The organism is Microbispora corallina, assembly GCF_016863035.1.
GTDB lineage: Bacteria > Actinomycetota > Actinomycetes > Streptosporangiales > Streptosporangiaceae > Microbispora > Microbispora corallina.
Genome location: NZ_BOOC01000011.1, coordinates 42,938 through 65,359, shown reverse-complemented (window position 1 = coordinate 65,359; position 22,422 = coordinate 42,938). Strand labels below are relative to the sequence as shown.

General features: G+C 75.2%; 22 protein-coding genes. 7 read left to right on the top strand and 15 right to left on the bottom strand.

The genetic code is table 11. The features are described from left to right. Positions 1 to 3: 3 nt before the first annotated feature. Together Mco01_RS13960 and hsaA are read right to left on the bottom strand one after the other, a co-directional pair. On the bottom strand, positions 4 to 621 hold the full coding sequence (locus Mco01_RS13960; RefSeq protein ID WP_204057318.1) for a TetR/AcrR family transcriptional regulator: 618 nt from the start codon (positions 619 to 621) through the stop codon (positions 4 to 6). A gap of 94 nt (positions 622 to 715) precedes the next feature. After that, entirely contained in the window at positions 716 to 1,882 is a 1,167-nt protein-coding gene (gene hsaA, locus Mco01_RS13955; protein ID WP_204057317.1) for a 3-hydroxy-9,10-secoandrosta-1,3,5(10)-triene-9,17-dione monooxygenase oxygenase subunit, read from the bottom strand. 211 nt (positions 1,883 to 2,093) lie between these two features. On the opposite strand from hsaA, the gene Mco01_RS13950 reads away from it, so the two are divergent. Together Mco01_RS13950 and Mco01_RS13945 are read left to right on the top strand one after the other, a co-directional pair. After that, positions 2,094 to 3,251, top strand: coding sequence for a 3-ketosteroid-9-alpha-monooxygenase, oxygenase component (locus Mco01_RS13950; RefSeq protein ID WP_239103596.1), 1,158 nt, complete (start codon positions 2,094 to 2,096; stop codon positions 3,249 to 3,251). Further along, a complete protein-coding gene (locus Mco01_RS13945) occupies positions 3,248 to 3,514 on the top strand; it encodes a ferredoxin (RefSeq protein ID WP_204057315.1) in 267 nt (88 codons plus the stop codon). The genes Mco01_RS13950 and Mco01_RS13945 overlap by 4 nt, the downstream gene beginning before the upstream one ends. Positions 3,515 to 3,524: 10 nt before the next feature. Here the strand turns inward: Mco01_RS13945 and Mco01_RS13940 are convergent, their stop codons facing one another. Genes Mco01_RS13940 through bphC form a run of 3 tightly spaced genes read right to left on the bottom strand, consistent with a single transcriptional unit; the run spans position 3,525 to position 6,666 of the window. Next, positions 3,525 to 4,274 (bottom strand): SDR family NAD(P)-dependent oxidoreductase, encoded by a 750-nt coding sequence (locus Mco01_RS13940; RefSeq protein WP_204057314.1) that lies wholly within the window; start codon positions 4,272 to 4,274, stop codon positions 3,525 to 3,527. Next, positions 4,271 to 5,755, bottom strand: coding sequence for an FAD-dependent oxidoreductase (locus Mco01_RS13935; RefSeq protein ID WP_239103595.1), 1,485 nt, complete (start codon positions 5,753 to 5,755; stop codon positions 4,271 to 4,273). The genes Mco01_RS13940 and Mco01_RS13935 overlap by 4 nt, the downstream gene beginning before the upstream one ends. Next, on the bottom strand, positions 5,752 to 6,666 hold the full coding sequence (bphC, locus tag Mco01_RS13930) for a biphenyl-2,3-diol 1,2-dioxygenase (protein WP_204057313.1): 915 nt from the start codon (positions 6,664 to 6,666) through the stop codon (positions 5,752 to 5,754). The genes Mco01_RS13935 and bphC overlap by 4 nt, the downstream gene beginning before the upstream one ends. Positions 6,667 to 6,872: 206 nt before the next feature. On the opposite strand from bphC, the gene Mco01_RS13925 reads away from it, so the two are divergent. Beyond that, on the top strand, positions 6,873 to 8,012 hold the full coding sequence (locus tag Mco01_RS13925) for a sensor histidine kinase (protein WP_239103594.1): 1,140 nt from the start codon (positions 6,873 to 6,875) through the stop codon (positions 8,010 to 8,012). Continuing rightward, entirely contained in the window at positions 8,009 to 8,671 is a 663-nt protein-coding gene (locus Mco01_RS13920; RefSeq protein WP_204057312.1) for a response regulator, read from the top strand. Before Mco01_RS13925 ends, Mco01_RS13920 begins: the two co-directional genes overlap by 4 nt. Here the strand turns inward: Mco01_RS13920 and Mco01_RS13915 are convergent. Further along, positions 8,655 to 9,329: a DUF2306 domain-containing protein gene (locus Mco01_RS13915; protein ID WP_204057311.1), complete on the bottom strand. Its 675-nt coding sequence runs from the start codon at positions 9,327 to 9,329 to the stop codon at positions 8,655 to 8,657. The genes Mco01_RS13920 and Mco01_RS13915 overlap by 17 nt on opposite strands. Positions 9,330 to 9,492: 163 nt before the next feature. Between Mco01_RS13915 and Mco01_RS13910 the strand changes: the two genes are divergently transcribed. Further along, a complete protein-coding gene (locus Mco01_RS13910) occupies positions 9,493 to 10,497 on the top strand; it encodes an NAD(P)-dependent alcohol dehydrogenase (protein WP_204057310.1) in 1,005 nt (334 codons plus the stop codon). Positions 10,498 to 10,524: 27 nt separating this feature from the next. On the opposite strand, the gene Mco01_RS13905 is transcribed toward Mco01_RS13910, so the two are convergent. The 7 genes from Mco01_RS13905 to Mco01_RS13875 form a co-directional block, all read right to left on the bottom strand. After that, positions 10,525 to 11,709 carry an acyl-CoA dehydrogenase family protein gene (locus Mco01_RS13905; RefSeq protein ID WP_204057309.1) on the bottom strand — a complete coding sequence of 395 codons (1,185 nt, stop codon included), beginning with the start codon at positions 11,707 to 11,709 and terminating at the stop codon, positions 10,525 to 10,527. An 8-nt stretch (positions 11,710 to 11,717) separates the two neighbouring features. Continuing rightward, positions 11,718 to 12,737 (bottom strand): 4-hydroxy-2-oxovalerate aldolase, encoded by a 1,020-nt coding sequence (gene dmpG / locus Mco01_RS13900; protein ID WP_204057308.1) that lies wholly within the window; start codon positions 12,735 to 12,737, stop codon positions 11,718 to 11,720. A 14-nt stretch (positions 12,738 to 12,751) separates the two neighbouring features. Continuing rightward, complete coding sequence (locus Mco01_RS13895) at positions 12,752 to 13,651, bottom strand: acetaldehyde dehydrogenase (acetylating) (protein ID WP_204057307.1); 900 nt, start codon at positions 13,649 to 13,651, stop codon at positions 12,752 to 12,754. 11 nt (positions 13,652 to 13,662) lie between these two features. Next, entirely contained in the window at positions 13,663 to 14,460 is a 798-nt protein-coding gene (locus tag Mco01_RS13890; protein WP_036320570.1) for a 2-keto-4-pentenoate hydratase, read from the bottom strand. 93 nt (positions 14,461 to 14,553) lie between these two features. Then, positions 14,554 to 15,582 (bottom strand): ferredoxin--NADP reductase, encoded by a 1,029-nt coding sequence (locus tag Mco01_RS13885; RefSeq protein ID WP_204057306.1) that lies wholly within the window; start codon positions 15,580 to 15,582, stop codon positions 14,554 to 14,556. 21 nt (positions 15,583 to 15,603) lie between these two features. After that, on the bottom strand, positions 15,604 to 17,286 hold the full coding sequence (locus Mco01_RS13880; RefSeq protein WP_204057305.1) for an FAD-binding protein: 1,683 nt from the start codon (positions 17,284 to 17,286) through the stop codon (positions 15,604 to 15,606). Then, positions 17,283 to 18,152: an alpha/beta fold hydrolase gene (locus Mco01_RS13875; protein ID WP_204057304.1), complete on the bottom strand. Its 870-nt coding sequence runs from the start codon at positions 18,150 to 18,152 to the stop codon at positions 17,283 to 17,285. Before Mco01_RS13875 ends, Mco01_RS13880 begins: the two co-directional genes overlap by 4 nt. A 249-nt stretch (positions 18,153 to 18,401) precedes the next feature. Between Mco01_RS13875 and Mco01_RS13870 the strand changes: the two genes are divergently transcribed. After that, on the top strand, positions 18,402 to 18,965 hold the full coding sequence (locus Mco01_RS13870; protein ID WP_204057303.1) for a flavin reductase family protein: 564 nt from the start codon (positions 18,402 to 18,404) through the stop codon (positions 18,963 to 18,965). 48 nt (positions 18,966 to 19,013) lie between these two features. On the opposite strand, the gene Mco01_RS13865 is transcribed toward Mco01_RS13870, so the two are convergent. Together Mco01_RS13865 and Mco01_RS13860 are read right to left on the bottom strand one after the other, a co-directional pair. Further along, positions 19,014 to 19,904, bottom strand: a complete 891-nt coding sequence (locus tag Mco01_RS13865) for an IclR family transcriptional regulator (protein ID WP_204057302.1) — start codon at positions 19,902 to 19,904, stop codon at positions 19,014 to 19,016. Positions 19,905 to 20,003: 99 nt separating this feature from the next. Further along, positions 20,004 to 21,170: an acyl-CoA dehydrogenase family protein gene (locus Mco01_RS13860; RefSeq protein WP_204057301.1), complete on the bottom strand. Its 1,167-nt coding sequence runs from the start codon at positions 21,168 to 21,170 to the stop codon at positions 20,004 to 20,006. Between the two features lie 125 nt (positions 21,171 to 21,295). Here Mco01_RS13860 and Mco01_RS13855 point away from each other — a divergent pair, with 125 nt between their 5' ends. Then, positions 21,296 to 22,369, top strand: a complete 1,074-nt coding sequence (locus tag Mco01_RS13855) for an acyl-CoA dehydrogenase family protein (RefSeq protein ID WP_204057300.1) — start codon at positions 21,296 to 21,298, stop codon at positions 22,367 to 22,369. The last annotated feature ends 53 nt before the right edge of the window (positions 22,370 to 22,422 follow it).

Genomic DNA, 22,422 nt, shown 5'->3' with positions numbered 1-22,422 from the left:
GCGTCAGCCGGGGACGGCGTTCGAGCGGGGCGCGAGCAGGAGGCGGCACGCCGTGCGGATGTCGTCCTCGGCGTCCTCGATCGGGACCCGGCCGTTCAGGCTCGACTGCAGCAGGCCGTACCAGCACTGCAGGAGCAGCCGCACGAGGGTCAGGTCCTGCGCGGTGGGGGTCTCGATGCCGAGCGTGTCCAGCACGATGCCGCTGAAGGTGGCGTCGATCCTGATCGCGTCGGCCACCGAGGCGGCGTGGGCCGCGCTCATCGACTGGATCATGGCGACCGCCAGGGCGGGGCGGCGCACCAGCTCGCGGCTGGCCCGCACCATCAGATCGGAGACCGCGTCCTCGGGAGCGGTGCCGGGCCGCGGGCGGGGCGCGCCCTCCCTGAACCGGTCGATCTGCTCGGCCATCACCGCGGTGAACAGGTGGATCTTCGAGGGGAAGTACCGGTAGAGCGTGGCGATGGCCACACCGGCCTCCTTGGCCACGTCGTGCATCTGGACCCGCTCGAGCCCCTTCTCGGCCCCCATGCGCGCGGCGGCCCTGAGGATGCGCAGGTGCCGGGCCCGCTGCTCCGGCGAGCTGGGCTCGGCCGGCGACCTCGCCTCGGCGATTCTCGGCACTGTCCCCCCTGGTCGTTGCGCGTCTCCACGACGATACACACGGGCCCGGGGCGGCCCGCGAGGCCCGATACCGGTGGCCGGGACCACGTCCGCCTCACACGAGGTTGTCCTCGACCGTCAGGCCGAACTCGCCCCTGCCGTACATCGCGAGGGCCCGCTCGACGTCGTTGGCGACGTGCACGCTGCCCGCGTGCGCGTCCCGCCAGGCCCGTTCGATCGGGTTGCCCCGGCTCAGCGAGTTCCCCCCGGCCGTCTTGAAGAGGATGTCGATGGCCGAAAGGGCCCGCTCGGTCCCGCGCACCTGGTCGCGGCGCACCCGCAGCCGCAGCTCCATCGGGATCCGGTCGCCCCGTACGGCGTGCTCGTACACCTCGCGCACGTTGCGGTCGGTCTGCAGGATCGCCGCGTCGATCTCGGAGGCCGCCCGGGCCACCGCCACCTGGGCGAACTGGTCCTCCGCGAACCGGCCGCCGCCGAGGCTGAGCCGCACGCGCTCGCGCATGGCGGAGATGTACGACCGGTAGCACCCGGCCACGGCCCCGATCACGGGAGCGGTGATGGCGGTCGTGAAGACCGTCGCGAACGGCATCCGGTAGAGCGGGCCCGGGTTGACCTTCTGGCCGGGGCCGCGCAGATGGGCCTGGTCGTAGTTGCGCACGACCCGGTGGTCCGGCACGAACGCGCGCTCGACGACGATGTCGTTGCTGGCCGTGCCGCGCAGGCCGATGACGTCCCAGACGTCCTCGATGCGGTAGTCGGCGCGCGGGACCAGCACGGTCATGAAGTCCACCGGGCGGCCCCTGGCGCCGACGACGAGGGCGCCCACCAGCGCCCACGACGCGTGCTCGCAGCCGGAGGAGAACCGCCACCGGCCCGACAGCTCCCAGCCCCCCTCGGCCGGGGCCAGCCGTCCCGCCGGGGCGTAGGAGGACGAGACGAGCGCGCCGGGGTCGCCGCCCCAGACCTCGTCCTGGGCGTCCTCCGCGAACAGCGCGACGTGCCAGGGATGCACGCCGAGCACCGATGCCACCCAGCCGGTCGAGCCGCAGACGCCGGAGATCTCCCGCACCGCCTCGAAGAACGCCACAGGGTCGCTCTCCGCGCCGCCGTACCTCTTGGGCTGGAGCATCCGGAAGACCCCCGCGGCGGCGAGCTCCCCGATCGACTCGGCGGGCACCCGGGCGCTCTCGTCGGCGAGCGCGGCCCGCTCCGCGATGGCGGGCAGCAGCCTCCGGACGCGCTCCAGGACGTCGTCGCTCATCGTGGGGCCGCTCCGTTCCTCGGTCCTCGGGTCCTCGGGGGTGCGCCTCCCGGGGGCCGGCGGCCGCCGTTCCCCGCCCGGGACCGATGGTGCGCCGGGAGGGCCCGCCGCCGCCGGAGGCATCCCGGCCACCGGGACTCGCGGTCCCCGGCCGGACCGACCGGCCTACCGTTGCGCCGGAGGGAACGCGCCTGCGAAGGGACGGGTCGAGGTGACTGCGGTCGATGCGGAGCGCGGCGGAGTCCGCGCCATCGGGGCGGAGGCGGCGCCCACGCGGTTCGCCCGGGGGTGGCACTGCCTGGGGCTGTCGGAGCGGTTCCGGGACGGCCGCCCGCACGCGGTGGACGCCTTCGGGCAGCGGCTCGTGGTGTTCGAGAGCGGCGACGGCCGGCTCAACGTCCTCGACGCCTACTGCCGCCACATGGGCGGCAACCTCGCCGAGGGCACGGTCAAGGGCGACGAGATCGCCTGCCCGTTCCACGACTGGCGGTGGGGCGGCGACGGCCGCTGCAAGAGGATCCCGTACGCGCGCCGGGTCCCGCTGCGGGCCCGTACGGCGTCGTGGACGACCCTCGACCAGGACGGCCTGCTCCTGGTGTGGAACGACCCCGAGGGCAACCCGCCGCCGCCGGAGGTCGCGATCCCCCGGATCGAGGGCGCCACCCGCGACGACTGGACCGACTGGGTGTGGGGCGAGACCGTCGTCCACGCCAACTGCCGCGAGGTCATCGACAACGTGGTCGACATGGCGCACTTCTTCTACGTGCACTACTCGTTCCCGACGTACTTCAAGAACATCTTCGAGGGGCACGTGGCGACGCAGGTGATGAAGGGCGTGCGGCGGCCCGACGTCCGGCCGCCGAAGGCCGGGGAGGGCGGCCGGGTCATGACCGGCAACTCGTCCGTCGCCTCCTACCACGGGCCGTCCTTCATGATCGACGACCTGACGTACCACTACGACACGATGGACGTCGAGTGCGTGCTGATCAACTGCCACTACCCGATCGACGCGAACTCGTTCGTGCTGCAGTCCGGCATCATCGTGCGGCGCGGGGAGGGCATGGAGGGCACGGCGGCGGACGAGACGGCCACCAAGCTCGCCGCCTTCATCGCGATGGGCTTCGAGCAGGACGTGCGGATCTGGAAGAGCAAGACCCGCATCGACAACCCGCTGCTGTGCGAGGAGGACGGCCCGGTCTACCAGCTGCGCCGCTGGTACGAGCAGTTCTACGTCGACGTGGCGGACGTCCGGCCCGAGATGGTGGAGCGGTTCGAGTTCGAGCTGGACACCTCCCGGACGACCGAGGCGTGGCAGGCCGAGGTCGAGGCGAACATCGCCCGCAGGGCGGCCGCGGGCCGGCCGGCATGACGGTCCGGAGGGACGACCGCCTGGCCGACGGTCCCGGCATGCGCCCGGTGCGCTGCGACCGGTGCGGCGCGGGCGTCGAGGCGCGCAAGGCGAGCTGGCAGCAGACCAGCGTGCAGTGGACCGCCGCCGCCGCGGCCGCCTGCGCCGAGCGCCGCGCGGCGCCCGGCGGCCAGGACGGCGGGCTGTTCCTCGGCTGCGAGGCCCTGCGCGCGTCGATCACGAGGGCGGCGCTCGACGGCGCCCTCGTCGTCCCCGACCCCTGACGGGCCGGCGTCAGCTGTGCGAGCCCCCGTCGACGCGCAGCTCGACGCCGTTCAGGTACGCCCCGTCGGACGAGGCGGCGAAGGCGATCGCCCCGGCCACGTCCTCCGGCCTGCCCTGCGCGCCCCACAGCGGGTGGATGCGGGCGAACCACCGGACGTCGATGCCGGCGAAGGTCTGCCTGTCGCGGGTGAGCGGCGTCGCGACGCCGCCGGGCGAGACCGGGACGACCCGGATGCGGCGCGGCGCGAGCTCGGCGGCCAGGCTGATCGAGAACGCCAGCAGGGCGCCCTTCGACGCGGCGTAGCCCGTCATGCCGGGGTGCGCCCGGGTCGCGGCCGTGGAGGTGACGTTCACGATCACCCCGGTGCCCTCCGGGATGTGCGGCAGCAGCTCGCGCACCAGCGTGACGGGGGCGAACAGGTTGACCGCGAGCAGGTCGCGGTAGTCGTCGAGCCGGAGCGTGGCGACCGGGGTGGTCCGCAGGAACCCCGCCACGTTGACCAGGGCGTCGATCCGGCCGAGCGCGGCGACGGCGGCCGCCGCGGCCCCGGCCGCGCCCTCCTCCGACGACAGGTCGGCCACGTGCGCGAGGAGGCGCTTGGGGTCGTCCACGATCTCGCCGGTGGCGGCCAGCCCGGCCTCGTCCTTGTCCACCGCGAACACCGTGGCCCCCTCGGCCACCAGCCGCGCCGCCGTCGCCCGGCCGATGCCCGACCCGGCGCCGGTCACCAGCGCCCGCTTGTCCTCGAAACGGTTCATCGGCCCTCCACTGCCGCCGCCCGGCCGGCTCTCCGGCCGAAGAACGTGCCGTCGCCCAGCGACGTCCCGCTGACGTACCCCTCGCCGTGCAGCCCGGCCGTGGTCCGGCCCGCGGCGTACAGCCCGCCGATCGGCCGTCCTGAATGGCGCAGGACGGCGCCGTCCGGGGTGGTGCGCAGCCCGCCCAGGGTGAAGCCGGACACCCCGGTCCCCCGGCCGGCCGACCAGAACCCGTCCCGGGGGTCCAGGGCGGCGAACGGCGGCGCCAGCGGCCTGAGCCACCGGGCGTCCTTGTGGAAGAGGGGGTCCTCGCCACCCGCGGCGTGCCGGTTGTACAGCTCGACGGTGGCGGCGAGCGCCCCCGCCGGCATGCCGAGCGCGGACTCCAGCTCCGCGACCGTCCCGGCGATGTGCCGGGGGCGGACGCCCCAGCGCTCGGGCTCGGGCACGGCCTCGTAGCCCTCCTCGTCCACGACCGCCCACAGCGGCGCGGGCTGCCGCAGCACGGCCGCGGAGCTCAGCAGGCCGGGGTACACGTCCTCGTTGAGGAACCGCTGGCCGGCGGCGTTGACCAGCATGCCGCGCACGACGACGCCGGGCACCACGGCCAGCGCGACCTCGACGGACGACATGCGCCGGGTGGCCGCCCCGAGGGCCGCCGCCATCCGGATGCCGCCGCCGTCGTCGCCGCCCGACGTCAGCCGGGCGTGACCGAGCAGCGCGGGAGCGTGCTGCTCCAGCATCTCGTCGGAGTCGGCGAAGCCGCCGGTCGCGAGCACGACGCCGCGGCGGGCGCGGTAGGCCACGCGCTCGCCGTACCGGGTGGCCAGGACGCCGATCACCCGCCCGCCGACGTCCAGCGCCAGGTTCACGGCCTTCGTGCCGGTGTGGCAGGCCGCGCCCGCCGACGTCGCGGCGGACACGAGGGCGTCCATGAGCAGCCGCCCGGCGAAGCCCGGCGCGGGCGGGCGGTGGCCGCGCGGCGCGGGGCGGGCGAGGGTCCGGTACGGCCAGGCGTTCTCCCCCAGCCACATCAGGCCGTCGCCGGTCGGCGGCATCCAGCAGGGCTCGCCGTACAGCCGCTCGGTGAACGTCACCCCCCGGTCGGTCAGCCAGCGGAAGTGCTCCAGGCTGCCGTCGCAGTACAGGCGCAGCTTCTCCTCGTCGGCGTGCGGGCCGAGCGCGGCCCGCAGGTAGGCGAACATGTCGCCCGGCGTGTCGTCGAAGCCGCACGCCTTCTGCACGGGGGTGCCGCCGCCGAGGTAGATCTCGCCGCCGGACAGCGCGGAGGTGCCGCCGGGGGCGTCCGCCCGCTCCAGCACGATCACGCGGGCTCCGGCGGCCGCCGCCTCGTACGCCGCCGCCGCGCCGGCGCATCCGAAGCCCACGACGAGCACGTCGCACTCGTGGTCGAACCGCCGGGGGGCCGCGACCGGCTCGCCCGGGGGGACGTCAGGCAGGGTGGGAGGGCCGGCGGTCACGGGCGCGGGGAGAACGCGGCCAGCGGCTCGGAGCCGGACCAGTCGTGACCCCAGTAGCTGTCGCTCGTGATCTCCTCGGCCGTGTAGTAGGCCTCGTCGACGAGGGCGCCGTCGGTGCCGTACTCGATGTCCCAGCCGCCGGGGGCGCGGACGTAGAAGGAGACCATCTTGTCGTTGGTGTGCCGTCCGAGCGTCGAGGAGATGGAGAACCCCAGGCCGCGGACCCGGTCGTAGGCCATGCCCACGGCGTCGAGGGTGTCGACCTCCACCATCAGGTGCACCAGGCCCGGGTCCCCGCCCCGGGGCGCCGGGCAGACGGCCAGGCTGTGGTGGCGGCGGTTCACGCCGAGGAAGCGCACGCGCGGCGCCCGTCCCCGGCCGGCCGCGGGCCGGAACGCGCCGCGCGGCAGGAACCCCAGCACCTCGGTGTAGAAGGCCACGGTCTCGTCGATCGCGGGGGCGGGCAGGACGACGTGGCCCATCCCCTGGACGCCCGTGACGAACCGCTGCCCCCTCCCGGTCAGGACCGGGCGGTGGTCGAGGACGGGCCCGAAGAAGACCTCGACCGGGGTGCCGGCGGGGTCGGCGAAGGCGATGACCTGCTCGGCGTCGCGCTCGGCGGCCTCGGCCTCCGACAGCACCTTCACCGGCGTGCCCGACGCCTCGACCGTACGGCCCACGGCGGCCAGGGCGAACTGGTCGCGGACCTCCCAGCCCACGGCGAGCACCCGGTCCGCGTCGCCGGGCAGCACGGCGAGCCGGGCCCGTCGCTCGTCCATGCGCAGGTAGAGGCCGTCCGGGTCGGGTCCCGATCCCTCGGCGAACCCGAGCCCGTCGAGGACGAGGTCGCGCCAGCGGGGGAGGTCGCGCGTCTGGATCTTCAGGTAGCCGAGGCCGCGGATCTGCGTCACAGTCGTCCGTCCCATCTTCCGCCCGCCGAGAACGGTCGCACGGGCGCGGAGGCGGACGCCCGCGGCCTCCCGCTCAGTGAGAGTCCCGCACCGGACCCAGAGGGACGCCCCCGTCCTCGTCAAGGTGCCGGCTCCGGCGGGACGCCCGTCTCGTCCCGGCGTGAGCGGGCGGCGTCACAGGGGCGGGGGTTTCGTACCATCGTGTCGTGCCGGGCCTTCTTCGCTCCGTGTGGAACGAGCCGCCTCCCCCGCACCCGCCGCGGCGGGTGTGGCGTGACTGGGCGCTCGTGGGCGTTCTCGTGCCGCTCGCGATCCTCGAAGGGGTCCTGCGGCCGGATCTCCCCTGGCGGACGGTCTCGACGGCCGTGACCGCCGCGCTCGTGCCCATGCTGCTGTGGCGCCGGACGCGGCCCCTGCTCATGGTCGCGATCTGCTTCGTCGTCACCGGCCTCGTCCCGCTCCTGCTGGGCGGCGGCCCGCTGGGCAACTACACCCTCGCGTTCATGCTGCTCCTGCCGTACGCGTTGTTCCGCTGGGGGTCGGGGCGCGACGTGGTGACGGGGACGGCGCTCATGCTCGCCGCGGTCTGCCTGTCGGTGACGGTCGACCACGCCACCGCCGGCGACGTGATCGGCCCGTTCGCCGTGCTGTTCGCGTCCACCGCCCTCGGCGGGGCGTTCCGGTACCGGGCCGGGGAGCGGATGCGCGAGCTCGACCGGATCAAGCTGCTCGAACGGGAGCAGCTCGCCCGCGACCTGCACGACACGGTCGCCCACCACGTTTCGGCCATGGCCGTGCGCGCGCAGGCGGGCCTCGCCACGTCGGCGTCCCGGCCGGACTCGGCGGTGGAGGCGCTGCGGGTGATCGAGGCGGAGGCCGCGCGCGCCCTGGACGAGATGCGCGCCATGGTCCGCGTGCTGCGCAAAAACGAGCCCGCGGAGCTGACGCCCGGCCGGCAGATCGCCGACCTCGGGGAGCTGGCGAACGACGGCCACTCAGGCCCGCCGGTCGACGTGGAGATCGCGGGCGACCTCGACCGGCTGCCTCCGGCGGTCGGCGCGGCGGTCTACCGCATCGCCCAGGAGTCGGTCACCAACGCGATCCGGCACGCGCGGCACGCCACCCACATCGAGGTTCGGGTCAGCGCCGGCGAGAGGTCGGTGCGGCTGCGCGTGAGCGACGACGGGGACGGCGGCCTCATCCGCCCGGCCGGGGCGCCGGGGTACGGCATCGCCGGCATGGTCGAGCGCGCCGGGCTGCTGGGCGGCACCTGCGTGGCCGGCCCGGACCCGCAGCGGGGCTGGACCGTCAGCGCCGAGCTGCCGCTGACCGGGGGCGCCCCATGAGCGTCCGGGTGCTCGTCGCCGACGACCAGGAGATCGTCCGCACCGGGCTCGCGATGATCCTCGACGCCCAGCCGGACATCGAGGTCGTGGGCCAGGCCCCCGACGGGCGGCGGGCGGTGGAGCTCGCCCGCCGACTGCGGCCCGACGTCTGCCTGTTCGACATCCGCATGCCCGGTCTCGACGGCATCGAGGCCACCCGGCTCCTCGCGGGGCCCGGCGTGCCCGACCCCCTCGCCGTGGTCGTCATCACGACGTTCGACCTCGACGAGTACGTCTACGCCGCCCTGCGGGCGGGCGCCCGTGGCTTCCTGCTCAAGAACGCCGGGGCGCAGATGCTCTCCCAGGCCGTCCACGCCGCGGCGGAGGGCGACGCGCTCATCGCGCCCAGCGTCACCGCGCGGCTGCTCGGGGCCTTCGCCCGCACCGGACCTGCCGCGCCCCCGGCCCACCCGGTCGAGGCGCTGACGTACCGGGAGGAGGAGATCCTGCTCACCGTCGCCCGCGGGCGGACCAACAGCGAGATCGCCGACGAGCTGCACATCTCGCTGAGCACGGTCAAGACCCACATCGCGAGCCTCATGGCCAAGCTCGGCGCCCGCAACCGGGTCGAGATCGCGATGTGGGCGTACGAGACCAACCGCGTCAAGGCCTCCGGATGACCCACTCGGCCACGGCGAGGTTGAGCATCCAGGCGGCGGCCATGAGGAACGCCCGGGTGGTCTCGCCGGGCAGGCCGGCGACCAGGATCCAGGGCAGCTGGGTCAGCGCCTGCGTGCCCGCCCCCTGCCCGATCGCGTAGCCGCGCATCATCCACGCGCGGTGCCGGCGGACGTCGCGCCGCAGGATCGCGACGAGGCCGAGGACGAGGGACACGGCCATGGCCGTGCCGAACACGAGCCGGAACACCTCGGTCAGGTCGCCGTCGCCCACCGGGCGGGGATAGTAGACGGCCATCCACAGGCCGCTGAGCGCCGCCGTGAGCCCGCACGGCACCAGGACCCGCCCGGCTACGCGGTGCCAGCCGGGCCTGCGGCGGCGGAAGCCGGGGGCGAACTGGAAGGCGCCCGCCACGGTGTAGAGGGAGGCGCCGACGATGTGCAGCACCACGGGCAGCGGCACGGCGAAGAACCGCGCGTTGTCCGGCGTGACGGCGGCGCCGCCGGCGAGCTGGGTCAGGCGGAAGGCCCCGGCCGCGACGGGCACGGCGCCGAGCGCGATCAGCGCGGCGGGCACGAACCGGGCTCGGGAGCCCTTCGGGTGCGGCGGGACGGCAGGCCGCGTTCGGGGGAGGCGCCGCACGGCGCTCTCGTCGGTCATGCCCCGATCGTGGCGCGCGGCCCGGCCCCGGCTCATCGGGAAGAGGGCCGGACCCGCACCGGCCGATCGACCGGCAAACGGGCGTACTTTCGGCCGATGAGCCCGCCGGTCCCGCCTTTTACGCTCCTGCTCCATCGGCCCCCACCGGATCGGGAGGAACGTGATGAAGGCGTTCGTCTTGCGCTCGTACGGCTCACCGGATGTCCTGGAGCTCACGGAGGTGCCCACGCCCGTGCCCCGCCGCGACGAGGTCCTGGTCCGGGTGCGCGCCACCTCCGTCCAGCCCTACGACTGGCACCTCATGCGGGGGCAGCCGTACGTCGCACGGCTGATGGGCGGCACCGTCGGCGTGCGCGCGCCGAGGCTCCGCGTCCTGGGCGCCGACGTCGCCGGCCGGGTGGAGGAGGTCGGCGCGGACGTGACGGGGTTCCGGCCCGGCGACGAGGTGTACGCCATGCCGAAGCAGGGCGGCTTCGGCGAGTACGTGTGCGTCCCGGAGAGCGAGCTGGCGCGCAAGCCGCGGAACCTCTCGTTCGAGGAGGCGGCGGCGGTCCCGCTGGCGGCGAACACCGCCCTGCTGGCTCTGCGCGACCGGGGACGGATCGAGGCGGGCCAGAGCGTGCTCGTCGACGGGGCGTCGGGAGGCGTCGGCACGTTCGCCGTCCAGCTCGCCAAGGCGTTCGGCGCCAAGGTCACCGGCGTGTGCAGCGGGCGCAACGCGGACCTGGTCCGGTCGATCGGCGCGGACGAGGTGGTCGACTACACCCGCGAGGACGTCACCGGGTCGGGACGGCGGCACGACCTGCTGATCGACATCTGGGGCGGCCGCTCCCTGCGGACGTGCCGGCGGGCGCTGGCCCGCGGGGGGACGCACGTCCTGGTCGGCGGGCCGGGTGGCCGGTGGGTGCAGCCCGTCGGCCGCATCGCCGCGGCGCTCGCCACCGCGCCGTTCGCGTCCCGCAGGACGGTGACGGCGGACGTGATCGGCTGCGCGGAGAACGGGCGCAACCTCGCCACGTTGACCGGGCTCATCGAGGACGGCCTGGTCAGGCCGGTCGTCGACCGGTGCCATCGGTTCGAGGAGATCCCGGAGGCCGTGCGGTACCAGGAGGAGGGCCGGGCCCGCGGCAAGGTCGTCGTCACCGTCTGGGACGGCACGCTCCCCTAGCCGCGGCGACGGCCGGACCGGCGGGCGTCAGATCATGGCGCGTCCGGCGCCGGGCGGCGGGTCCATCCCGAGCTGCGCGGACGCGGCGATGTGGAACACCGCGCCGGGCACGTGGATGGCGTGCGCGAGCCCCATGTGGGCGTCCCGCCAGAACCGCTGGATGGGGTTGGCGGACCGCATCGCGTTGCCCCCCGACCGGGCCATGATCTCGTCGACGGCCCGGACCGCCCGCCAGGCGGCCCGCACCTGCGTGCGGCGGCCCACGGCCCGCTCCTCGAACGTGACCTCCCGCCCGGCCGCCACCGCGTCGTACATGCGGCAGGCGTTGTCGAGCAGCGCCGCCCGCGCCGCGCCGATCTCGGCGGCCGCCTCGCTGATCGCGTACAGCGCGTACGGGTCGTCCGCGGCACGGGTGCCGGTGATCTGCACCCGGTCGCGCTGGTAGGCCAGGTGGTGCGCGAGGGCGCCCTCGGCGATGCCGACGACCGCCGCGGTGATGCCGAGGGGGAAGGCGCAGGAGAACGGCACGTGGTAGAGCGGGTTGGTGAGCCCCGCCTCCCGCGCGGCCGTCCCGTCGGCGACCTTCGCGAACGGGATGACCCGGTAGCCGGGGACGAACGCCCCCGCCACCGCGATGTCCTTGCTGCCCGTCCCGCGCAGGCCGACCACGTCCCAGGAGTCCTCCACGATCTCGTAGTCGGACCTCGGGAGGATCAGGTGCAGGGAGGTCGCCGGCTGGACCGGCCGCCCCTCGGCGTCGCCGAGCAGGCCGCCGAGGAAGATCCAGTCGCAGTGGTCGGTCCCGGACGAGAACTGCCAGCGGCCGGTGAACACGTAGCCGCCGTCGACCGGCCGGGCCACGCCCATCGGCGCGTACGGCGAGGCGACCCACGTGTCCCGGTTGCCGCCCCAGACCTCCTCCCGGACCCGGGGGTCGGCGAACGCCATCTCCCACGGATGCACCCCGACGATGCCGGCGACCCACCCGGTCGAGCCGTCCAGGGCGGCCAGGGCCATGACGGCCTCGGCGAACTCCCGGGGGTGGGCCTCGAAGCCGCCGTACGCCGCGGGCTGCAGCAGCCGGACGGCCCCCGACTCCCGCAGGACCTTGGCCGCCTGGTCGTCGAGCCGGCCGAGCGTCTCGTTCACCGGCCCGAGCGCCCGGATCTCCTCCGCCCGCCTGCCGATCGCGTCGAGCACCTCGTGCGCCATGGGCGCCGTCACCTCCCCGCCAGTTCGACGGCGATCTCGATGAGCTGGTCCTCCTGGCCGCCGACGAGCTTGCGCCGCCCGGCCTCGACGAGGATCTCGACGCCGGACACGCCGTACCTGGCGGCCTGCCTCTCGGCGTGCCGCAGGAAGCTGGAGTAGACGCCGGCGTAGCCCATGGTGAGGGCCATGCGGTCGAGCAGGCACTCGCCGTCCATGATCGGGCGGACCACGTCCTCGGCGGCGTCGATGATCTTCACGACGTCGATGCCGGTGCGGATGCCGAGCCGGTCGGCGACCGCGGCGAACGCCTCGACGGGGGTGTTGCCCGCCCCCGCGCCGAACCGTCGGGTCGAGCCGTCGATCTGCAGGGCGCCGGCCCGGACCGCGATGACGGAGTTGGCCACGCCGAGCCCGAGGTTCTCGTGGCCGTGGAAGCCGACCTGGGCGTCGCCGCCGAGCTCGGCCACGAGCGCGGCGACCCGGTCGCCGACCTGGTCCATGACGAGCGCACCCGCCGAGTCGACGACGTACACGCACTGGCAGCCGGCGTCGGCCATGATCCGGGCCTGCCGGGCGAGGGCCTCGGGCGGGCTGCTGTGGGCCATCATGAGGAACCCGACGGTCTCCAGGCCGAGGTCCCGGGCCAGTCCGAAGTGCTGGACCGCGATGTCCGCCTCGGTGCAGTGGGTGGCGATCCGGCAGACGGACGCGCCGTTGCCTGCGGCCTCCCGGATGTCGTCCCGGACGCCGACGCCGGGGAGCATGAGGAAGGCGATCCTCGCCCGCTTCGCGGTCTCGACGGCCGTCCTGATGAGGGTCTGCTCGGGTGTGTGGCTGAAGCCGTACGTGAACGACGAGCCGCCGAGCCCGTCGCCGTGGGCGACCTCGACGACGGGGACGCCGGCGTCGTCGAGGGCGGCGACGACGGCCCGCACGTCCTCGGCGGTGAAGCGGTGCCGCTTGGCGTGCGACCCGTCCCGCAGGGAGGAGTCGGTGACCCGTACGTCGAGGCCGGCGCTGTGGGGCATGGGTGGGTCTCCTGTCATCGGGCGGCGAGCAGGCGGCGGGCGAAGCCCTCCCCGACCCGGGCGGCGGCGGCCGTCATGATGTCGAGGTTGCCCGCGTACGGCGGCAGGAAGTCGCCGGCCCCCTCGACCTCCAGCAGCACGGCCACGCGGGCCGCGCCGCCGGTCGCGGCCGACGGCTCGTCGAACTGCGGCTCGGCGCGCAGCCGGTAGCCCGGCACGTACGCCGCGACGGCGGCGGCCACCTCCTTGATCGAGGCCGCGATCGCCGCCCGGTCGGCGTCCGCGGGGATCGAGCAGAACACGGTGTCCCGCATGATCATGGGCGGCTCCGCCGGGTTGAGGATGATGATGGCCTTGCCCCGGCCCGCTCCGCCGACCGTCTCCAGGCCGCGGCTCGTGGTGAGGGTGAACTCGTCGATGTTGGCCCGCGTCCCCGGGCCCGCCGACGGCGAGGCGACGCTGGCGACGATCTCGGCGTACGCGACCTCGGTCACCCGGGAGACGGCGTGCACCATCGGGATCGTGGCCTGGCCGCCGCAGCTGACGAGGCTGACGTTCGGCTCGTCGAGGTGGGCGCCGAGGTTGACCGCGGGCACGACCGGCGGCCCGAGCACGGCCGGGGTGAGGTCGACGGCCCGGATGCCGAGCGCGGCGTAGCGCGGCGCGTTCTCCCGGTGCACCCGCGCCGAGGTGGCCTCGAAGACGATGTCGGGACGCTCGTCCAGCCCGAGCAGCCAGTCGGCGCCCCCGGCGGAGACGGCCAGCCCGGCCGCCGCGGCCCGGGCGAGTCCCGGGCTCTCCGGGTCGGCCCCGGCCATCCAGCGCGGCTCGACGAGGTCGGAGCGCAGCAGCTTGCACATCAGGTCGGTGCCGATGTTCCCCGAGCCGACGATGGCCGCGGTCGCCTTGCCCACCTGTGGTCCCCTCACTCGAATCGCGCGGTCACGGAGCCGAGCCCGGCGAACTCGGCGTGGAAGACGTCCCCCGGCCGGACGTCCACGGCCCGGGTGCAGGACCCGGGGAGGATCAGGTGCCCGGCCTCCAGCTTCACGCCGAACGCCGCCACCTTCCCGGCGAGCCAGGCCACCGCGGTCGTCGGGTTCCCCAGCACCGCGCTGGTGTTCCCCCGCGCGGCCTCCTCGCCGTTGCGGCGCAGGACGGCCTCGATGCCGGCGAGGTCGAGGGCGTCCGGCCGCACGCGGGCCGCGCCGAGGACGACACCCGCCGACGACGCGTTGTCGGCGATCGTGTCGGCGAGGGCGATCCGCCAGTCCCTGATCCGGCTGTCGATCAGCTCGATGCTCGGCACGACGTACTCGGTGGCGGCGAGCACGTCGGCCTCGGTGCAGCCCTCGCCGGGCAGGCTCGCCCCGAGGACGTAGCCGACCTCCACCTCGACGCGGGGATGGCAGTACGCCGCCGCCGGGACGGGCACGTCCTCCCGCAGCAGCATCGTGTCGAGCAGGTGGCCGTAGTCGGGCTCGTCCACGCCCATCATCCGCTGCATGACGGGGGACGACAGGCCGACCTTGTGCCCGAGCACCCGGGCGCCCGCGGCGAGGCGGCGCCGGATGTTGATGAGCTGGATCTCGTACGCCTCGCCGGCGCCGAGGCCGGGCTCGGCCGCGGTCAGCGGCTCGATCGGCGCGCGGTCGCGCTCGGCGGCCCGCAGCCGGCCGGCCGCCTCCTCCAGCACGGCCGCCCGCCGCGCCTCCTCCAGCATCCGGACCTCCTCCGCTCGGCTCCACGCTCCCAGTGGCCCCGGCCCCGCGCGCCGGGCCTCCCGCTGAGTGGGAGCCGTCCGCGGAGGCGGGGGTCAGCCGTCGTAGGTGACCCTGACCCGCTCGCTGACCGGGAGCGCCTGGCAGGCGAGCAGCAGGCCGTCGGCCACGTCCCGCCGGTCGAGCACCTGGTTGCGCTCCATCGCCGCCTCGCCCTCGACGAGCACGCAGGCGCACGCCGCGCAGGAGCCCTCGCGACAGGAGTACGGCGCGTCCAGCCCGGCCGCGAGGAGCACGTCGAGGAGACGCCGGTTCCTGGGCCAGGGCAGGGTCGTGGTCTCGCCGTCGAGCACCACCTCGACCTCGGCCGCCCCGGCGGGCTCCCCGTCCGGCTCACTGTCCGGCTCCTCGTGGGGCGGCGCGGCGAACGGGTCGCCCTCCAGGGTGGTGAACCGCTCCAGCCGCACGCGCGGCGCGCCGAGCCCGGCGAGCACCCCGGTCGCCACATCCATGAACGGCTCGGGGCCGCAGACGAACGCCTCCCGGCCGGCGTACGGGCGGGCCAGCGCCGTCAGGCCCGCCGCGCTCGGCAGCCCCTGCACCGACTCCAGCCAGTGGACCACGCTCAGCCGCTCCCCGTGCCGGCCGGCCAGGGCCGCCAGCTCGTCGCGGAAGATGACCGAGCGCTCGTCGCGGTTGGCGTACACGAGCACCAGTGAGCCCGTCCCGGCCGCGAGGCACGACTTCACGATCGACATGACCGGGGTGATGCCGCTGCCCGCGGCGAGCAGCAGGAGGTCCGCGTCGAGCGAGCCCGGGGTGAAGGCGCCCGCGGGCCGCAGGACCTCCAGCACGTCTCCCTCCGCCACGGTGTCGCACAGCCAGCTCGACCCGGGCCCCGCGCGCTTCACCGTCACCTTCAACGGCTCGTCGCAGTGCGGCGAGCTGCTGAGGGAGTAGCAGCGCGCGAGGCCGGGGCCGAGGGGCACCCGGAGGGTGAGGAACTGGCCGGGCCGGTAGCGGAACGCCTCCCGGTCGCCGGCCGCGGGTTCGAGCACGAACGAGCGGGCGTCCGCCGTCTCGGCGACCACGCCGGCGACGCGCACCTTGTACGGACCCCGCACGGCCGCCTCCCGGGACGCCGGTCAGGCCGGCCGCTCGGCGGCCCGCTCCCGGGCCCGCGCGGCCACGTGGCGGGCGGCGACGTACCCGAAGACGATGGACGGCCCGATGGTCGCGCCGGGACCGGCGTACTCGTTGCCCATGACCGAGGCCGAGGTGTTCCCGGTGGCGTACAGTCCCTCGATGGCCGAGCCGTCGGCGCGCAGGACGCGGCTGTGCTCGTCGCAGACGAGGCCTCCCTTGGTGCCGAGGTCGCCGACCTCCAGCCGGAAGGCGTGGAACGGCGGGCGGTCGATGACGTCGAGGTTCGGGTTCGGCAGCGTGGGATCGCCGTAGTAGCGGTCGTACGCGCTGTCGCCCCGGCCGAAGTCCTCGTCGCGGCCGGCCCTGGCGAAGCCGTTGAACCGCTCGACCGTCTCCTCCAGCGCCGCCGGCGGGACGCCGATCAGGGCGGCCAGCTCCGCCAGCGTGTCCGCGCGGAAGGCGAGCCCCGCGGCGTAGAACTCGTCCGGCACGGGCGCGCCGGGCAGGAGCCGCGCGAAGGGGTAGCGGGCGCGCGCCTTGGCGTCCATGACGACCCAGGCCGGCACGTGGCCGCCCGCGAGCTGGTCGTGCACGAAGTTCACGTACGGCGACGACTCGTTGGCGAACCTCCTGCCGTCCCCGGACACGATGATCGACGGCGGGATGCACCGCTCCGACACGAGCGGGATGGTGGCCCCCGCCGGGTGCCGGACGGCGGGCATCCACCAGGCGTCGTCCATCAGATCGAGGGCGGCGCCGGCCCGCTCGCCCGCGAGGATGCCGTCGCCGGTGTTCTCCCGCGCGCCCATGCTGAAGTCGGCCCGCCCGCCCTCCGGCAGGTGGGCGGCCCGCAGCGCCGGGTTGTGGTCGAAGCCCCCGGTGGCGAGCAGCACCCCGAGCCTGCCGCGGATCCGCAGCGTCCGCCCCTCGCGCTCGGCGGCGACGCCGCGGACCCGGCCGCCGTCGTCGAGGACGAGGTCGGTCATGGCGGTGCGCAGCCACACGGGGACGCCGGCGTCCCTGAGCGCCATCCGCAGCCGCGCGACCAGCGCCCGGCCGCCCGTGGACATGTGGCGTCGGCGGATGAGGTTGGACGAGACCCGCCACGCCGACACGACCGTGGCCCAGCGGCCCCGCCAGGTGCGCCTGGCCATCGCCAGGTCGTGGTAGTCCTTCGCCGTGATCCACAGGCCCAGCGGGCCCGCCATGCCGTTCGGGCGCTGGTGGCGCTCGTCCGGGCCCAGCGCCCGGGTGTCGAACGGCGCCGCCTCGATCGAGCGGCCCATCGGGCTGCCGCCCTCCAGCTCCGGATGGTAGTCGGGGTAGCCCTTCGTCCAGAGGAAGCGCATCCACCTGCTGCGGCACAGCACCTCCATCGCGGCGGGGCCGTTGTCCACGAACGCGTCGAGCCGCGCGGCGGGCACCCGGCCACCCGTGATCAGGTCGAGGTAGCGCCGCACCTCCCGCGGGTCGTCGTGGACCCCGCTCGCGCGCAGCGCCGGATTGCCGGGGATCCAGATCCCGCCCCCCGAGATGGCGGTGCTGCCGCCGAACCTCTTGCCCTTCTCCAGCACGACCGCCGTGAGGCCCGCGTCGGCGGCGGTGAGCGCCGCCGCCATGCCGCCGCCCCCGCTTCCCACCACGACGAAGTCGAACTCCTCGTCCCACGGGGTCTCGGTCATGCCGGGTCCTTCCTGGTCAGGAACGCGAGCACGACGCTCTCCCAGGCGGCCCTCTGCTCGATCATCACCCAGTGCCCGCAGTCGGGGAACACGTGCAGCTCGGCGCCGGGGATCGTGCGCATCGGCACGATGGCCATGTCGAGCGGGCTGACCCGGTCGTCGCGGCCCCACGTGATCAGCGTCGGCGCCTGGATCCGGTGCAGCGTCGCCCAGTACGGCGGCCGGTCGGAGGCCGCGGCGGCGGCGGCCCGGGCGGCGACCGCGGCCCTGCCGTACATCCTGCGGGCGCTCGCGAGGGCGGCCTCGTCGGTGGCCTGGGCCCAGCGCTCCTCTACGAGCTCCTCGGTGACGAGGGCCGGGTCGTACACCATGGAGTGGAGCCACCGGACGAGCGCCTCCCGGCTGGGCCGTTCGGCGAACTCCGTCAGCAGGGTGATCCCCTCGCCCGGCGAGGGGCTGAAGAGGCCGACCCCGATCCCGCCCACCGTGACCAGCCGCCGGATCCGCTCGGGATGGGCGGCCGCCACCTGGGCGGCGACGATGCCGCCCATCGAGTTGCCGACCACGTCGACCTGGTGGAGCCCGAGCCCGTCGAGGAGGCGGAGCACCGCGGCGGGGGCCGCGGCCATCGGGTGGCCGTCCACCGGGTCGCTCACCCCGAACCCGGGGAACTCCAGGATCAGGCAGCGGAAGTGCTCGGCGAAGGCAGGCAGGTTGCCGCCGAAGTTGCGCCAGCCGGTGACGCCGGGCCCGGAGCCGTGCAGGAACAGCAGCGGGGGGCCGTCGCCCGCCTCGTGGTAGCGCAGCACGCCCGTGCCGGTCGCGAGCTCGCGCGCCGTCGAGTCGTGCGTGGGCCGCGTCGTCATCGTCCGCCCCCGTCCTGAAGGAGTGCCGGCTCGTCGGACCGTAGCCAAGCGGCGGGCCGGGCGGCGGCGGCCTCCCGATCAGCGGGACGGGTCCGCTCGACGGGGCTCACTCACCGGGGCCCACTCAACGGGACCGGGCGGGCCGGGCGGCCGGCGGGGCGCCTAGCGTCGGAGGCCGGTCGCGGGACCCGCGGACGTCCGGGCCCGCGCGACCCGCAGAGCCGAGCTGAGCCGAGGTGAGGTGAGCCCATGACGGCCGATCCCGTCCGTACGGCGGCCCGGCCGGCGGCCGCGCCGGGGCCGCCGGAGTTCCGCCGGGCGATGGGGCTGTTCGCCAGCGGGGTGACCGTGGTAACCGGCAGCGACGACGGGGAGCCGGTGGGGTTCGCCTGCCAGGCCTTCGCCTCGGTGTCCCTCGACCCTCCGCTCGTGCTGTTCTGCGCCGACAGAGGCGGGCGCGCCTGGCCGAGGATCAGGAGGTCGGGCCGGTTCTGCGTCAACGTGCTGGGCGAGGACCAGGTCGAGATGTGCGCCCGGTTCGGGTCGAGCACCGGCAGGAAGTACGACGGGCTGGAGTGGGACCCCTCCCCGTGGGGCGTCCCCGCGCTGCGCGGCGTGCTGCTGCGGGTGCACGCCGAGATCGAGGACGTGCACCCCGCCGGGGACCACGACGTGGTCGTCGGCCGGGTGGTGCTGCTGGAGGCGGGCGACGGCGAGCGACGGCCGATGATCTTCTACGGGGGGCGGTTCGGCGTGGACCCCGGCGAGCCCCAGGCGGCCGGCCTCTGGGGCTGGGGCGACCACTGGGGCTGACTCCGGCGCTCACCGTGGGGGCTGACACTGGGGCTGACCGCGCCCGGGCTAGAGCCAGTCGCCGTTCTGACCGGCGGCGAGGAGCCGGTTCATGGTCTCGGCCGACCAGGCGCCGTCCAGGACCGGCCGCACGAACCGAGCGCGCCGGGCGCCCTCCGCGTCGGGGAACAGGTCGAGCGCGACCTGGCGCGCCGCGTCGGCCACAAGCGGCGCGACCCGCTCCAGCGGCGTCCGCGCGTCGCCCACGAGGGAGATGCTCGCCACCGGCCCCTCCCTGCCGCGGACCGCGGCCGCGACGCACGCGATGCCGGGGAAGCACTCCCCCCGCTCGTACGCGACCCCGTGCCGCCGCCGGATGCGGTCGAGCTCCTGGTGGAGCACGCCGAGCTCGCCGATGGTGCGGTCGGTGAGCCGGCTGAGCGAGCCGCCGACCAGGGCGTCCACCCGCTCGGGCGCCAGCCAGGCGAGCATCGACTTGCCGAGGGCGGTGCAGTGGGCCGGCGCCCGGCCGCCCACCCGCGAGGGCACCGACAGCGCGAACCGCCCGCCCACCTTGTCGAGGTAGAAGACGTCGGCCGTGTCGAGCACGGCCAGGTGGACGACCATCCCGGTGCGCATCTGCAGGCCGTGCAGCAGGGGGGCGGCGGCCTCGCGGATCTCGCCGTACCCGCCGTCGCGGCCCCCGAGGCCGAGCGCGCGCTGTCCCAGGCTGTAGCCGAACGACGTGTGCTCCAGCCAGCGCAGGCGGACGAGCTGGTCGAGGATCCGGTGCGCCGTCGACCGCGGCAGGTGTGTGCGGCGGGCCACGTCCTCCAGCGTGAGCCGGGTCGACCGGCCCGGGAACGCGTCCATGATCAGGGTCATCCGCTCCACCATGGACGGCGGCAGGTCGCCCCGCTCGGGGGCGGCCGGCTCCGGCGACGGGCTGACGGCGGCCATCGCACCCTCCCACCAGAATTGAAATCAATTCTCGTTCTGGAATCTAACAACGGGAGCCGTCTTCGGGAAGGGCCGCCCGCGGTCTCGCTCCAGGGGTTCTCAGCCGCGCGGCTCCCTCGGCAGCCCGAGCACCCGTTCGGCGATGATCTGCCGCTGGATCTCGTTCGAACCCGCGTAGATGGTGTCCGCCCGGGAGAACAGGAAGAGCCGCTGCCACTCCCCCAGCTCGTACGGCGGGCCCTCGGCGACCGTGCCCGCCGCGCCCAGCACGTCCATGGCCAGCTCGCCCAGCTCCTGGTGCCAGGTGGCCCACGAGATCTTGGATATGGACGACTCGGGCCCGGGCGCGCCCGCGGCGACGCCGGCCATCGTGCGGACCGCGTTCAGACGGAGGACCTGCAGGCCGATCCACGCCCGGACGAGCCGGTCGCGCAGCAGCGGGTCGTCGACGGCCCCGGTCCGCCGGGCCAGCCGCACCACGCCCTCGAACTCCCTGCGGAACCCGACCTGCTGGCCCAGCGTCGCCACCCCGCGCTCGAAGCCGAGGGTGGCCGTCGCGATCCGCCAGCCGTCGCCCGGGGCCCCCACGATGTTGGCGGCGTCGGTCACCGCGCCGTCGAAGAACACCTCGTTGAACTCCGAGGTGCCGGTGATCTGGGTGATGGGCCGCACCTCCACCCCGTCCTGCCGCATCGGCACGAGCAGGAACGACAGGCCGCGGCTGCGGGCCGAGCCCGGCTCGGTGCGGCAGAGCGCGAAGCACCAGTCGGCCTCCAGCGCGAGCGAGGTCCACACCTTCTGCCCGTCGATCCGCCACCGGCCGCCGTCGAGCCGGGCCCTGGTCCGCACGCCGGCCAGGTCGGATCCGGCGTCGGGCTCCGAGTACCCCTGGCACCACAGCTCCCGCACGGCCGCGATCTCCGGCAGGAACCGACTCCGCTGCTCCCGCGTGCCGTACGCGATGAGCGTCGGGCCGAGCAGGTTCTCGCCGATGTGGTTGACACGGGCGGGGGCGTCGGCGAGCGCGTACTCCTCGTGGAAGGCCACCTGCCGCTCCACGCTCGCGCCGCGCCCTCCGTGGCGCTCGGGCCAGCCGACGCAGGTCCAGCCGGCCGCGGCCATGTGCCGCTCCCACGCCAGCCTCAGGCCGAACGCCTCGTGCTCGCGGCCGGGCCCGCCGAGCCCGCGGGCGTTCGCGAACTCTCCGGTCAGGTTGTCCTCCAGCCACGCCCGCACCTCGGCGCGGAAGGCCTCGTCCGGCTCCACACCCCGGGACCCTACCAAACGCTTGGTGGAAGGAAAGAGGCCCGATCACTCCCGGAGAGCGGGAGGGGGCGGGCGCGCACGCCGGGGCCGCCCTACCCTCGCATCGCCGACGTCGGAGGGACCGGGTGACCGAGGAGCGGGAGGAACTGCGCCGGACGGTGCGGGCCGTGCTGGGGCGCGCCCCCGCGCCGCGCCCCGCCCCCGACGCCCCCGCGCCGTACGACGAGGCGGCCTGGCGATTGCTGGCCGGGCAGGTGGGGGCGTTCGGGCTCGCGGTGCCGGAGGAGCACGGCGGGGCCGGCGCGACCCTGGCCGAGGCCCTCGTCGTGTGCGAGGAGCTGGGTCGGGCGCTGACCCCCCTGCCGTACCTCGGCTCGGCCGTGCTCGCCACGCAGGCCCTGCTCGCGTGCGGGGTGACGGAGTGGCTGCCCACGCTGGCGGACGGCGCCCTCGTCGGCGCGCTCGCCTGGGCGGAGGGCGGCTCCTGGGACCCGGCCGCCGTTCGGTGCCGCGCCGAGGGCGGCCGGCTGACGGGGGTGAAGGAGCACGTGCTCGACGGCGAGGCGGCCGGCCTGCTCGTGGTCCCGGCCCGGACGGACGGCGGGGACCTGGCCGTTTACGCCGTCGAGCCGGCGGCCCCCGGAGTGCGGGTCGAGCCGCTGGCCCCCCTCGACCGCACCCGGCCGCAGGCCCGCGTCCGCCTGGACGGGGCCCCGGCGCGGCTCCTCTCCGCCGACGGGGAGCGGGTGCTCGGCCGGCTGCTCGCGGTGGCGGCGGCCGCGCTCGCCGCGGAGCAGGTGGGCGGCGCGCGGCGGTGCCTGGAGATGACGCTGACGCACGTGACGAACCGGCGGCAGTTCGGCCGGCCGATCGGGTCCTTCCAGGCCGTCAAGCACCGGCTGGCCGACCTCTACGTGCTCGTCGAGTCGGCCGGGTCGCTGGGCGACGACGCCGCCCGCGCGCTGGCCGAGGAGGCGCCCGGCCTGGAGGTGCGGGCCGCGGCCGCCCAGGCGTACTGCTCGGAGGCGTACCGCGCGGCGGCCGCGGAGACCGTCCAGCTCCACGGCGGGATCGGCTTCACCTGGGAGCACGAGGCCCACCTGCACCTCAAGCGCGCCCACGCGGCGGCCGAGCTGTTCGGGGACGCGGCCTGGCACCGCGCCCGGCTGGCCCCCATGGTGCTCGGCCTCACGAAATGAGAGAAATGAAAATGTGATTCACCGGAAATCGAAAAGATTTATGCCGCTGATAT

Bases quoted from the DNA above. Each gene is read 5' to 3' on its own strand.
- hsaA (WP_204057317.1), bottom strand. From the start codon at position 1,882: ATGAGCGACGACGTCCTGGAGCGCGTCCGGAGGCTGCTGCCCGCCATC.
- Mco01_RS13945 (WP_204057315.1), top strand. From the start codon at position 3,248: ATGACGGTCCGGAGGGACGACCGCCTGGCCGACGGTCCCGGCATGCGC.
- Mco01_RS13940 (WP_204057314.1), bottom strand. From the start codon at position 4,274: ATGAACCGTTTCGAGGACAAGCGGGCGCTGGTGACCGGCGCCGGGTCG.
- Mco01_RS13920 (WP_204057312.1), top strand. From the start codon at position 8,009: ATGAGCGTCCGGGTGCTCGTCGCCGACGACCAGGAGATCGTCCGCACC.
- Mco01_RS13915 (WP_204057311.1), bottom strand. From the start codon at position 9,329: ATGACCGACGAGAGCGCCGTGCGGCGCCTCCCCCGAACGCGGCCTGCC.
- Mco01_RS13910 (WP_204057310.1), top strand. From the start codon at position 9,493: ATGAAGGCGTTCGTCTTGCGCTCGTACGGCTCACCGGATGTCCTGGAG.
- Mco01_RS13905 (WP_204057309.1), bottom strand. From the start codon at position 11,709: ATGGCGCACGAGGTGCTCGACGCGATCGGCAGGCGGGCGGAGGAGATC.
- dmpG (WP_204057308.1), bottom strand. From the start codon at position 12,737: ATGCCCCACAGCGCCGGCCTCGACGTACGGGTCACCGACTCCTCCCTG.
- Mco01_RS13890 (WP_036320570.1), bottom strand. From the start codon at position 14,460: ATGCTGGAGGAGGCGCGGCGGGCGGCCGTGCTGGAGGAGGCGGCCGGC.
- Mco01_RS13880 (WP_204057305.1), bottom strand. From the start codon at position 17,286: ATGACCGAGACCCCGTGGGACGAGGAGTTCGACTTCGTCGTGGTGGGA.
- Mco01_RS13875 (WP_204057304.1), bottom strand. From the start codon at position 18,152: ATGACGACGCGGCCCACGCACGACTCGACGGCGCGCGAGCTCGCGACC.
- Mco01_RS13870 (WP_204057303.1), top strand. From the start codon at position 18,402: ATGACGGCCGATCCCGTCCGTACGGCGGCCCGGCCGGCGGCCGCGCCG.
- Mco01_RS13865 (WP_204057302.1), bottom strand. From the start codon at position 19,904: ATGGCCGCCGTCAGCCCGTCGCCGGAGCCGGCCGCCCCCGAGCGGGGC.